This is a genomic window from Chengkuizengella marina, from assembly GCF_009910845.1.
In the GTDB taxonomy this organism is placed as follows: domain Bacteria; phylum Bacillota; class Bacilli; order Paenibacillales; family KCTC-33759; genus Chengkuizengella; species Chengkuizengella marina.
This window is the reverse complement of sequence record NZ_SIJB01000013.1, coordinates 62,002-74,537: the sequence shown is the minus strand read 5'-3', so window position 1 is coordinate 74,537 and position 12,536 is coordinate 62,002. Positions and strand designations below refer to the sequence as shown.

Annotated in this window: 14 protein-coding genes and 1 other RNA gene; 8 read left to right on the top strand and 7 right to left on the bottom strand. The window is 32.7% G+C overall.

What is annotated here, in order from left to right; all coding sequences use genetic code 11:
• Positions 1-298 precede the first annotated feature (298 nt).
• Together ERL59_RS05560 and ERL59_RS05555 are read left to right on the top strand one after the other, a co-directional pair.
• Complete coding sequence (locus ERL59_RS05560) at positions 299-733, top strand: MerR family transcriptional regulator (protein ID WP_160645198.1); 435 nt, start codon at positions 299-301, stop codon at positions 731-733.
• 56 nt (positions 734-789) lie between these two features.
• The gene (locus ERL59_RS05555; RefSeq protein ID WP_160645197.1) at positions 790-1,482 is read left to right on the top strand and encodes a zinc metallopeptidase; all 693 of its coding nucleotides are present in this window, start codon (positions 790-792) and stop codon (positions 1,480-1,482) included.
• Between the two features lie 75 nt (positions 1,483-1,557).
• Here the strand turns inward: ERL59_RS05555 and ERL59_RS05550 are convergent, their stop codons facing one another.
• Both ERL59_RS05550 and ERL59_RS05545 read right to left on the bottom strand, forming a co-directional pair.
• Positions 1,558-2,454, bottom strand: coding sequence for a LysR family transcriptional regulator (locus ERL59_RS05550; RefSeq protein ID WP_160645196.1), 897 nt, complete (start codon positions 2,452-2,454; stop codon positions 1,558-1,560).
• 76 nt (positions 2,455-2,530) lie between these two features.
• A complete protein-coding gene (locus ERL59_RS05545) occupies positions 2,531-3,133 on the bottom strand; it encodes a rhomboid family intramembrane serine protease (RefSeq protein WP_160645195.1) in 603 nt (200 codons plus the stop codon).
• A 92-nt stretch (positions 3,134-3,225) separates the two neighbouring features.
• On the opposite strand from ERL59_RS05545, the gene tpx reads away from it, so the two are divergent.
• The gene (gene tpx / locus ERL59_RS05540; protein WP_160645194.1) at positions 3,226-3,744 is read left to right on the top strand and encodes a thiol peroxidase; all 519 of its coding nucleotides are present in this window, start codon (positions 3,226-3,228) and stop codon (positions 3,742-3,744) included.
• Positions 3,745-3,840: 96 nt separating this feature from the next.
• On the opposite strand, the gene ERL59_RS05535 is transcribed toward tpx, so the two are convergent.
• From ERL59_RS05535 to ERL59_RS05515, 5 genes are all read right to left on the bottom strand, one after another.
• On the bottom strand, positions 3,841-4,221 hold the full coding sequence (locus ERL59_RS05535) for a DUF1499 domain-containing protein (RefSeq protein ID WP_160645193.1): 381 nt from the start codon (positions 4,219-4,221) through the stop codon (positions 3,841-3,843).
• A gap of 69 nt (positions 4,222-4,290) precedes the next feature.
• The gene (gene sleB, locus ERL59_RS05530; protein ID WP_160645192.1) at positions 4,291-4,995 is read right to left on the bottom strand and encodes a spore cortex-lytic enzyme; all 705 of its coding nucleotides are present in this window, start codon (positions 4,993-4,995) and stop codon (positions 4,291-4,293) included.
• 137 nt (positions 4,996-5,132) lie between these two features.
• Positions 5,133-5,316, bottom strand: a non-coding RNA gene (ssrS, locus tag ERL59_RS05525) — 6S RNA.
• A gap of 110 nt (positions 5,317-5,426) precedes the next feature.
• Entirely contained in the window at positions 5,427-6,137 is a 711-nt protein-coding gene (locus ERL59_RS05520; RefSeq protein WP_160645191.1) for a YesL family protein, read from the bottom strand.
• A 93-nt stretch (positions 6,138-6,230) separates the two neighbouring features.
• On the bottom strand, positions 6,231-7,772 hold the full coding sequence (locus ERL59_RS05515; RefSeq protein WP_160645190.1) for a DEAD/DEAH box helicase: 1,542 nt from the start codon (positions 7,770-7,772) through the stop codon (positions 6,231-6,233).
• 474 nt (positions 7,773-8,246) lie between these two features.
• Here ERL59_RS05515 and ERL59_RS05510 point away from each other — a divergent pair, with 474 nt between their 5' ends.
• From ERL59_RS05510 to ERL59_RS05490, 5 genes are all read left to right on the top strand, one after another.
• Positions 8,247-9,440, top strand: a complete 1,194-nt coding sequence (locus ERL59_RS05510; protein ID WP_160645189.1) for a putative glycoside hydrolase — start codon at positions 8,247-8,249, stop codon at positions 9,438-9,440.
• Positions 9,441-9,681: 241 nt separating this feature from the next.
• Positions 9,682-10,512 carry an amino acid ABC transporter substrate-binding protein gene (locus ERL59_RS05505; RefSeq protein ID WP_160645188.1) on the top strand — a complete coding sequence of 277 codons (831 nt, stop codon included), beginning with the start codon at positions 9,682-9,684 and terminating at the stop codon, positions 10,510-10,512.
• The gene (locus ERL59_RS05500) at positions 10,499-11,194 is read left to right on the top strand and encodes an amino acid ABC transporter permease (RefSeq protein ID WP_160645187.1); all 696 of its coding nucleotides are present in this window, start codon (positions 10,499-10,501) and stop codon (positions 11,192-11,194) included. The genes ERL59_RS05505 and ERL59_RS05500 overlap by 14 nt, the downstream gene beginning before the upstream one ends.
• Before the next feature lie 21 nt (positions 11,195-11,215).
• Complete coding sequence (locus ERL59_RS05495; protein ID WP_160645186.1) at positions 11,216-11,950, top strand: amino acid ABC transporter ATP-binding protein; 735 nt, start codon at positions 11,216-11,218, stop codon at positions 11,948-11,950.
• Between the two features lie 76 nt (positions 11,951-12,026).
• On the top strand, positions 12,027-12,476 hold the full coding sequence (locus ERL59_RS05490; RefSeq protein ID WP_160645185.1) for a nucleoside deaminase: 450 nt from the start codon (positions 12,027-12,029) through the stop codon (positions 12,474-12,476).
• The last annotated feature ends 60 nt before the right edge of the window (positions 12,477-12,536 follow it).

Below are 12,536 nucleotides of genomic sequence, written 5' to 3'. Positions count from 1 at the left end.
TGATATTTAATCCTAAACGTTTGACTGGATCGTTGGGATTTATTATCATAAAGATATACACGCAAAGTTTATATTGTGATACACTCCAATTTGATTATGGTAAACAAGTAAGAATGATGAGGATGTTTTATAAATGATAACTTCTAAAAATGGCATTGATTTTTGGTTATACAAATAAAAAGTGGATTTTAATTTAAAGCTACTGTAAATACTATAATATAAGTATTTATCATATTTAAACAAAGGGTTACCTTTAATGAATAAAGTATTTGTATGTGAGGTGATATGACATGGGGATATGAAGCTTTATAAAATTGGGGAGTTATCCAAAAAAGCTGGTGTTAGCTCCAGAACCATTGATTATTATACAAAACTAGGTCTTATACATCCCATTAAGCGTTTGGAAAAAAGCAATTATCGATTATATAATGATGAAACTTTACAACGATTAAAACGTATTGAAATGTTGAAGAAAGACAAATACTCTTTAGATGAAATAAAACATACACTTGATCAATTAGATATAATTACTGAAGATACTTTAATCAAAGAAAAACTAAAATCTTTTCAAGACCATTTAAAATTAGTGGAAAAGGATGTCAAGGAATTAAGTCCTGTCATTGAGAATTTAAAACCGAATCAAGCAAAGAATATTTATAAACATCTTACACCACAAACCGCAGCATGTATGGAAGCATTATTATTTCTTCTAAATAAAGGACCATTAATGTAAATTAGTGGGATCGTTCGTCTTCTTTAAGTTATAACTACAATGGAGGGAAAACAAAAATGTTTTTTTCATTAACTTATTGGTATATGGATGTACTCATATTAATTGCATTTGGTGTTACAATATGGGCTCAATTTCGAGTTAAAGGAACTTTTAATAAATGGGGAAAAGTTGCCAATTCTTCAGGATTAACCGGTTATGAAGCAGCTAGGAGAATGTTAGATGCTAATGGATTGTATGACGTAGCAATTGAACCCGTTAAAGGGGTATTATCTGATCATTATGATCCAATGAAAAAAGTAGTTCGTTTATCTGAACCCGTTTATAATCAAAGATCTATCTCAGCAGTGTCTGTAGCTTGTCATGAAGTAGGACACGCCATTCAACATAGTGTCAGTTACCCAATGCTTGTCTTACGTCACAAAATGTTTCCAGCAGTTAATTTCACGTCTGGAGCTGCGCCATTTTTATTAATTGGTGGATTTTTGTTTCAAGCTACGGGATTAATCTTAGCTGGAGTAATTTTCTTCTCGCTAGCCGTTGCCTTTCAATTGGTAACGTTGCCTGTTGAATTTAATGCTAGTAATAGAGCAAGAGCTATTATGGTTTCTGAAGGATATATTAGCAATCAAGAAGAACGTGGTGTATCAAAAGTACTGAATGCGGCTGCATTAACTTACGTAGCATCTGCTTTGGTTGCTTTACTTGAATTACTTAAATACATTTTAATATTATTCAATAACAGGGAATAAATAAAATACCATGCTTAACCTAAAAAAACCGCCAATGAGCGGTTTTTTACTTTTTTCAATTTCAACAATACATTTTTATTTATAACCTTTAAAATTTTCTGTAATAAAACGTTTGAAAAAATCTGCCACAAGGGGAAGTTTTTCATCTTTTCGGTGAATAATACCGATCGTACGATTAACATTTGGATCAATCACTTTAATTTTTGCAGGTTGTAAAGAAGTTAAAGAGCTTTTTAAAGCCATTTCTGGTAACAAACTTACTCCCATACCCGCAGCCACCAAACCTCTAATTGTGTCTGTTTCCTCTCCCTCAAACCCTATATTAGGTGTAAACCCAGCATTTTCACATGCATCCCATACAATCGTACGTAATGAATATTCCTCATTAAACAAAACAAACGATTCATCTTTCAGTTGGCCTAAGCGAATTTCTTTTTCATTTGACAAAACATGGTCTGGGGGAAGGATTGCAAATAATTCTTCTGTTAACAATACCTCACCTGTAACATATTCATCATCTTCTGGAAAAGGAGAGATTAAAGCCAAGTCAATATCTCCTGTTTTTAAAGATTTTAATAATGTATTGTATTTTCCTTGTTTAAATCTAAATTTCACATTCGGATGATCCCTTTTAAACTTTGATACCAATAGTGGAACAAAATCCACCCCTAAACTATGAGGAAATCCTAACCTAATTTCACCTAATTCAGGGTCCATAAACTCATGGACTTCCTCCACTGCTTTATCAAATTGACTAATAATCGATTCCATTCTTCTTAAAAAAAGTCTACCTACAGGCGTTAATTGCAAATTTCTTCCCTTAGGAATAAACAGCTTAACACCTAATTCTTCTTCTAATTGATGAATTTGACGACTGACTGCTGATTGAGCTACATGAAGTTCTTCCGCAGCTTTTGTAACATGTTGTTTGTTTGCCACTTTCACAAAATATATTAATTGTCTAAGTTCCAATATCAATCTCTCCAAAGTCTAATTCAAATTTTTTTGTTTTTATAAATTTTACAATAAAATTTCTAGAATGAATTTCTTAATTATGATTTTTTCTTATCAGTAATGAAAAAATTACAAAACCAGCAGCTAACCCTCCTAAATGGGCATATATATTTACATTTTCATTGAAAAGAGAATAAATCATGCCTACTGATAATATAACAATGACCGTAGTTCTTGATTGAGGGTCGATCCTATGTTTTAAATACACAACAATAAATAAGTAAGCACCCAATAGTCCATAGATTGCTCCAGAAGCACCTACTGAAAATAGTTCTGTACCATAAACTGCAATACTAATTACATTCCCCACAATACCACTACAAAAATATACCACACTGTATTTCAATTTACCTAATAATCTTTCTAATGCAGGCCCAAATAAAAACAAAGAAAACCCATTAAAAAGTAAATGCTCAAAACCTCCATGCAAAAACATTGAACTAATGATTCTCCACAAATCTGAAATTTCAGAAGGATATATTAATGCACCTAATAAAAACAATGACACTACTTCACCATAAAAAAATGAAAGAATAAATGTAATGATGAACATCATTACATTGAGCCCTAAAAGAGCAGCAGTTACTGGGTAAAATTTTAAGTATTCACGAAAACTTTCAAAACGCAAAAATATCATCTTTTTGCTCCTTTTTATTGGACAAACGTTATTTAGAATGTTTATAATTAAGAAGATGTTTTTCTACTACATATTATAAGGAGGAATTGATTGTGACGCAAGAACGTACCGGAGTAGCTACAGTGAAAGGGAACCCACTTACATTAATCGGACCTGAATTAAAAGTTGGAGATAAAGCTCCAGATTTTAAAGTAAACAAAGACTTATTTACCGAGGTTTCACTTTCTGAATATAATGGAAAGGTGAAATTAATTAGTGTAGTTCCATCTATAGATACTGGAGTTTGTGATGCACAAACTCGTAAATTTAATGAGGCTGCTGCTGAACTTGGTGACAATGTAGTTATCTTAACCATTAGTGCAGATCTTCCTATGGCACAAGCTCGCTGGTGTGGAGCTGCTGAAGTAGATAAAGTTGTTACTTTATCAGACTATAAAACCAATTCTTTTGGTGAAGCTTTTGGCGTATTAATTAAAGAAATTCGTTTAGACATGAGATCGATTTTTGTACTTGATGAAAATAATACAATTCAGTATACAGAGTACTTAAAAGAAATGACGGATCATCCAAATTACGAAGAAGCAATTCAGGCAGTAAAAAAATTAGTATAACTTTAACTTAACCAATATAACAGAGCAACATTCGTATCTATACATTAAAAAAAACAGCTAGAAGGATTTTCTCACCTCTAGCTGTTTACATTTTCATTATTCCTTATATTCTGCAAACTTTTGATCGATCAATTTTAAAAGATCCAATATCGTTCGATAATTAGAACCCAAATCCCCAAAATTTCCTCTTGATGCTGAATAAATGTCAATCGCTGTTTTAATTGGGTTAATATCATATAAAGTAATGGTTACGTCCTGTACTCTTCCTGATATTGTTCTTTTTTCTATGATCAATTCTCCAACACTTTTGACTTCATGAACCACTTTAAATTTATTGTGTTTTAAAACATAAATTAGCTCGTCCCATAATTTATCTTTAGATAATTTATAAGTTCTGGTTTCAAGACCTGGATATTTAGCCTTATCACCAGTTTGCTCAAAGCTTCTAAATAATCCTATTAAAGTTCTTTTTAGCATTTGAATTTCCCCCGTTCCTCATTTATATTATCTTATCAAAATTCAGAACGAAGAAAAAGTGTAGTAGTATTAATAAGCGAAAATGTGATTATCAATTTTCGTAATTTGTGGGCGGCTCCAAATCCATTCACTAGTAGCAGTATCTGGATTGAAGTAATAGATAGATTCATAGGTAGGATCCCAACCATTTATTGCATCATATACAGCTTTATAGGCCTCTGCATCAGGTTCTAACCAAATTTGGCCATCAGCTACAGCTGTAAATGCTCTTGATTCAAATATTACACCGTTAACAGTATTAGGAAAATCAGGATGTTCAACACGATTTAAAATAACAGCTGCAACAGCAACTTTACCTTCATACGATTCCCCTCTAGCTTCACCATATACAGCTTGTGCCATATATTGAATATCTTGTGCACTAAATTCTTTATTCAAGTTAGATGCTGCTGGAAGAAGATATAAATCTTTAGATGCCTTTAAAAGCATATCTTTTGTTTTCTCTCCTGCAACACCATCTACATGTTCCAATCCAAATTTCGCTTGAAAATTCCTAACTGCTTCTTTTGTTTGTGAACCGTAAATACCATCAATTTCTCCAGCATAAAAACCAATATATTTTAAACGTTTTTGCAAATCAATTACGTCTTGACCTTTAGCTCCAACATCCATAATTTGTTCAGTAAAAGCATGGGATTGAGTGGACATTAATGGACTGAACAAAAGCGAAAAGCTTAGGAATGCTAAGAAGCTGATTTTAAGAATGTTATTCATTCTAGCACCTCCATATATTTTTGCATCTATTCAGCAACATAAAGATAGGACCAAATGAATCATCATTTTATAATGATAGGTCCATCAGAAATACTTTTTTTAGTATTTTTGGGGTTTTTTTACATTTTTTTCTTGAAAAAATACCCGCTTATGCCGTACGATTCCTGTGTTTCATGAACCCGCTCTCGCAGGTGGGTTTCCTCAACAATATTTTTGAAGTCCCCTGAATTGGGGCGTGACAGCCACACTATTTATTGGAATCCCGTGAAACAGTCATTGGTTCAAAACAACTTAGAATCTGAACGAACATCGCAGGATTATGTTGTACTTATATTATATCATGTCGAGTAAGAAAGTAAACCTATAGGGATGAATTAGCAAAACAGAACTAATTGATGCAGGGCAGCCATATCATGGATGTGACTTAGTCGTTATTCACTATCACTATTTTCCCTAATAGTTTGTATTTTTTGAAAAAGCATATTGAAATAGTAATAAGAACAAAACGCCATCGCACTTCCCATGAAAATAATAATAAGAAAAGTAAAATATTCAAAACTTATGTACAAGATCAAAAAATTTGTCAATGCTAATCCTAGAGAATATAATGGTTTCCCAACAGTTAAAACAATAGCATTTTTAATTAACTCTTTCAGTTTCAAATGCAAATGAACCATCAATGGGAAAAAATAAAATAGAGATATGGTAGCTATAGCTAAAAGGATCAAAATAAATATAGATAAAAACTGTAAATCTGTATAATATTGATTATAAAAATTAAGATTAACGATCATAATTGCAAATAAAATACAATAAATGATGCCGCCTAACATACTCTGTACATAATTTTCTTTATATCCTTTAAAAAATGTTTTAATTAATGGAGCATCCTCTTCACCAGTTAACCATTTTCTTACAACTACAAACATAGCACTTGTAGCAGGAAATAAAGTGAATGGTGAAATTATTGCTATAATAATAAAATTCATTATTAATTGATTTGTATCTTCCATTAGTAAAGAAGTTAAAACAAAAAAAACAACTGGTAAAGAACACAGCAACCATAAAAGATTAGTTACAGAAAATCTCATGATCCATTCAGATACTCGGTAAAGACCACCCATAATTCCATTCGTTTGCACTGATCAACTTCCCCCTTACTACAGAATTACTCATTTATGTACTATAAATTTAAAATAGGGCCATTGAGAATGAACTCAATAGCCACTTTATAATTAAATATGTCTTCCTGCTTTCTGGTATTGTTTTTTCTCACCTTTCCCCTCATTAAATCGGTTAGTGCGAGATGATTTTGAATTAGAGTTGCTACCTTTATATCCACTACCCTTATAACTATTACCTTTATAGTTGCTCTTGTAACCCCCGCCACTTTTTGAACTACCATTATTAGAGCTTGTAACACGTCTTCTAAACGGTTGTCTTTTTTTCTTACCTCGTATCGGTTCCTCAGGTGTTAATTGGATCCTTACTTCTTGTTTATCATCACCAGTAAGAAGTTTAAATGCAGCAGCGAGTATATCGACTGAATCATATTCCTCCAATAGTTGGATGGAAATTCCTTTATATTGTGTAAACTCTTTAGATTGAATCACATTTAATAATCTTTCTGCCATAATCTTTTGTTTACCTTCAAGTGCTTCCGAAAAACTAGGTAAAGGCTTTTTGAATATTTTATGTCTAGTCACTTTTTCGATAAAATGAAGATGATCCGTTTCTCTAGGAGTTACGAATGTCCAGGCAGATCCTTCCTTACCTGCACGACCTGTACGACCAATTCTATGCACATAACTTTCTGGATCCTGAGGCAAATCAAAATTAATAACATGACTAACACCAGAAACATCTAATCCACGAGCGGCCACATCTGTAGCTACTAATACGTCAATACTTCCATCACGAAACTTTCTCATGACTTGATCACGTTGATTTTGTGTTAAATCTCCATGTAATCCATCAGCTGGATAACCTCTTTTCTTGAGGGCTTCTGATAATTCATCCACACGTCGTTTTGTCCGACCAAATACGATGGCTAGATCAGGAGATTCCATATCAAGTAAACGACCTAAAGCTTCAAACTTTTGTCTTTCATGAAGTTCAATATAATACTGAGATATGTTAGGTGAACTTACTTTCTTAGGTGCTACAGATATGTGTTTGGGATCTGTTAAAAATTGTTGTGCAAGTTTCTTTATGTTAGGAGGCATTGTTGCAGAGAATAACATCGTTTGACGCTCCTCTGGCACCAATTTTAATATGGATTGAATATCATCCATAAATCCCATGTCTAACATTTCATCTGCTTCATCTAAAATTACAGTATGAACATCATTCAATTTTATGGTCTTACGTCGAATATGATCTAAAAGTCTTCCAGGTGTACCAATAATAATTTGAGGTTTTTTCTTTAAGGCACGAATTTGTTTTACGATATCCTGACCACCATAAATAGGTAAGGAACGAATTCCCTTAAATTTGGATAACTTATTGATTTCCTCAGCCACCTGAATAGCGAGTTCACGGGTTGGAGCCATAATAAGTGAAACAATTTTTTGCTCTTCTTTTTCAATCTTTTGAATTAAAGGTATGGAAAACGCAGCTGTTTTTCCCGTTCCAGTCTGTGCTTGACCAATTAAATCCGTTCCTGATAAAGCTTCTGGAATCGTTTGGGATTGTATTGGTGTTGCTTCTTCAAACCCTAAGTCTTGTATTGCTTGAATAACTGATCGTTCAAGCTTGAAATCATTAAATGTTGTCAAAACTAGTTCAAACTCCTTTGTAATTGCGTTTTTTTCATAAATAACCGACATATTAAGTAAGTCATTTAGATATCCCAAAAAAATGACGAAGCGCTCTAACAAAATCCGACTTCTTTTAGGGGACCGAAACAAACTTACTGCTTATGTTTCTGCTGTTTCATGAGCCGACTTGAGTAGAAATCACACTTTTCTATCATTAAAAAAAGCATTTCCTTTAAGCAAGGAAACACTTGCCATCATCTTTTTTAGATATGTACAATCATATCACAGTTTTATAAAAGAATACAAATGATGAATTACATTTTATGATCTACAAATTAACCAAATAAAATAAGAATTAAACATTTAAAAAAAAATTTTGAAACACAGTCAAAATCATCTAAAAAAAAGCAAAAAAACAAAAAAATTACTCTGTTCGATTACACAGAAGTATCATATAATAATACTAGTACATCAATGAATTGGGGGAAGATAATGGAACTTATATTTGCACTTTTATTCACATTATGGGGAAATGTTAACGAAAACAATCAACAAAATCAATCTGTAGCACAATTGTTAGAAAATGCAACTCAATTTAGGAATTCAATCGTAGATGAAGAATCAATCACTTATCCTATGGATGAAAACATTGGTACTGACGAATGGATAAAGAAAGACCCCCAACCAGAAGGGATTCCTGCCATTAAAGGCGTGTATTCTACAGCATATACTGCAAACGGAGGAAGCAAGTTTGATACCATATTACAACTTATGGACGAAACAGAACTTAACTCCATTGTTGTAGATATTAAAGATGATTACGGATATGTTACATACAAGTCTGAGAATCCTGAAATCGTAAAATATGGAAATACTAAACCGTTTATTAAAGATGTGAATAATCTAATGTCTACATTAGAAGCTCATGATGTATATCCTATTGCAAGAATTGTAGTTTTTAAAGATTCCGTCCTTTCTAAACAACGACCTGATTTAACTTTTCTAAATACAAATGGATCTGTTTGGTTTAATGGAAAGGGAGATGGATTTGTAAATCCATATGCACAAGAAGTTTGGGAATACAATGTCGAAGTTGCTAAAGAAGCTGCAAAGTTAGGCTTTAAAGAAATTCAATTTGATTATGTTCGTTTTCCTGAAGGTTTTGAGAAGAGAGCAGATATTTTAACCTATCATCAAACAGACATTTCACGAACGGATGTTGTCGCAGAGTTTGTGAAATACGCTCGTGAACAGCTTAATCCATTAGGTGTCCGTATTTCTGTTGATATTTTTGGATACGCTGCTTCAGTTCCAGCCGCTGAAGGAATTGGCCAGGATTTTAATAAAATCTCACAATATGTTGATGTGATCAGTCCGATGGTATATCCAAGTCACTATTCTACAGGTTGGTTTGGTTCTTCAGTTCCAGATGCTGCTCCATACACAACCATTTATGGTTCAATGATTGACACTCATAAAAAACTTGAGGAAATTCAGGAGCATAAACCGGTGATCCGACCATGGATTCAAGATTTTACAGCATCATGGGTTAAAGGATACATACCTTATGGAAAAAAAGAAGTAGAAGAGCAAATAAGAGCTTTACATGATACAGGCATAAACGAATTCTTACTCTGGAACGCTGGAAATAATTTTACACCAAACGTTAATTATGATTTACAATAATCAACAAAGGTATTTCATTTATAATGTATAGAAACCTAAAAGTTACCGAGAATATAAAAACTCGGTAACTTTTTTATTCAGTGATAAATTATCAACATATTTGTTACTAAGTTTCATATCTAAACCAACTGTGTTATAGTATGGTTTGGGTTATTGTTCTATCCTAACAAGTTTTATATAAATGGATGTATGAACATATTCAAAAATTTATTTCAATTTTAACATATGGGGGTAAAAAAAAATGAAAAAAAGAATGACAATCGTATTATCTTTTCTTACCATTATAGCAATGATAATAACAGCTTGTGGACAATCAGATGAAAATAATGAATCCACAGAGGAGAATGAGATTCCATCTGAAGAACAAACAGACTTACTAGCGAACATTCAAGAAAGTGGTGTTTTAAAAGTAGGTACTGAGGGTACATATCCACCATTTACTTTCCATGACGATAGTGGTCAATTGACAGGGTTTGACGTAGAAATTGCTCGTGAAATTGCAGATCGTTTAGGAGTTGAAGCCGAGTTTTTGGAAACACAATGGGATGGTATTATGGCAGGATTAGATGCTAAACGTTTTGATATCATAGCTAATCAAGTAGGAATTAGAGCAGATCGTCAAGAAAAGTATGATTTTTCAATTCCCTATATTACTTCTTCTGCAGTGATTGTAACAAAAGCAGATAATGATGCTGTCAATAGTGTTGAGGACATCAAAGGATTAACTTCTGCACAATCTTTAACGAGTAACTATGAAAGTATAGCTCTTGAATATGGTGCTGTTATTGAACCTGTGGAAGGATTTACACAAGCTATATCACTTATACAATCAAATCGAGTAGATATCACGTTAAATGATCGATTAACCGTGTTGGATTATATAAATCAAAAAGGTGAAGAAAACATCAAAGTCATTCCTACTGTTGAAGAGAAATCACCCAGTGGTATTTTGATAAGAAAAGGAAACGAGACATTGGTAGAAGCCATCAACAAAGCAATTGAAGAGATGATGGAAGATGGCACATATTTAGAAATTTCAATGAAATGGTTTGGTGAAGATGTATCTAAATAATTCGTTTATAAATTCGGAATTCACTGAATTGTATAACTTAGCAGAAAGCTCCCTAATTCCATTATTGGAGGGAGCTTTGTACTACACAATTCCATTAACCATCATTTCATTTATGATTGGATTAACTTTGGCTGTTCTATCTGCAGTTGCAAGAATTTCTACCATTAAGTTTTTACAAACTTTATCGAGGATCTATGTTTCTATTATTAGAGGCACACCTTTACTGGTCCAGTTGTTTATTATATTTTATGGATTACCAAATATCGGAATTACACTTGATCCATTCCCATCAGCCATTATTGGATTTTCTTTAAATGTAGGAGCATACGGATCAGAAATTATTAGAGCTTCTATACTTTCTATACCTAAAGGACAATGGGAAGCTGGTTATTCTATTGGAATGTCATATACTAGAATTTTACAAAGAATCATCTTACCACAAGCAGCTCGGGTATCTGTTCCTCCACTGTCCAACACATTCATTAGTTTAGTGAAAGACACTTCATTAGCATCTTTGGTTCTTGTAACGGAATTATTTCGTAAAGCACAACAAATTGCAGCAAAAGAATATAATTTTTTATTATTATATATAGAAGCAGCCATTATTTATTGGGTTATTTGTTTTATATTGTCTCTGTTCCAAAATAAAATTGAACATAGATTAGAAAGATTTATTTCATAGTAAGTTTGAGGAGTTAGTTATATGATAAGTATAAACGGTTTAGTAAAAAACTTTGGTGAACTAGAGGTAATCAAAGGAATTGACCTCAACATAGAGAAAGGTAAAATCGTGGTTTTAATCGGACCTTCTGGATCAGGTAAAACTACTTTTTTAAGATGTTTAAACGTATTAGAAACACCTACAGAAGGCAAAATACAAATAGATGAAAATGTTTTAGATTTTTCAAGACCTGTTTCTAAAAAATCAGTTGCACAATTTCGTTCTTTAACTGGGATGGTATTTCAAAGTTATAACTTATTTCCCCATATGACTGCTTTAGGAAATGTAATGGAAGGTCCAGTTACTGTGAAAAAAATTCCAAAATCTGAAGCAAGAAAAAGAGCTGAAGATCTCCTTCAGAAAGTAGGTCTAGCAGATAAGATAGACTTCTATCCGTTTCAATTATCGGGTGGACAGCAACAACGAGTTGGGATTGCACGAGCTTTGGCAATGGAACCAAAAGTGATGTTATTTGATGAACCGACTTCAGCACTTGACCCTGAGCTTGTGGGTGAAGTTTTAAGAGTAATGGAAAACCTTGCAAAAGAAGGGATGACGATGATTGTTGTCACACATGAAATGCGTTTCGCAAAGGATGTAGCTGATGAGGTTATCTTTATAGATGGTGGTTATATAATAGAAAGAGGACATCCAGATCAAATATTTAATCATCCAAAAGAGGAACGTACCAAACAATTTTTAAGCGTATTTGAATAATCCTTATAGCCGTCCTTTGGATGGTTTTTTTGTTTTAAGTAATAATATAAAAAAAGTAAATAAAAGGAGTTCAAACATGGATGATCAATTTTATATGAGAAAGGCAATTGAGATTGCTTTAGAAGCTAGAAAAAATGGAAATCAACCATTTGGAGCCATTTTAGTTCAACAAAATAAAATCGTTATGACTGGTGAGAATAAAACAAATCATTTTAATGATCCTACTTATCATGCAGAAATTGGCCTTATAAGTAAATATTGTTCTGAAAATCAAGTATCAGACTTGAGTCAATATACTTTATACAGTAGTTGTGAACCTTGTGTAATGTGTTCTGGAGCTATGGTTTGGTCAAGTTTAGGAAAATTGGTTTATAGTGTTTCATATGAACAATTTGCAAAGATATCAGGTAGTAACATTATGATATCATGCAATGAAATATTTCAAAAAAGCCCTAATCAACCTAAGGTAGCAGCAAATATATTAAATAAAGAAGGACTGAAAGTATTTGAGGGTTATAAGTTTTGATATCATTTTTTTAAGTAATTAAAGAAACTCGCCAATTGGCGAGCTTTACGGGAAACCAGA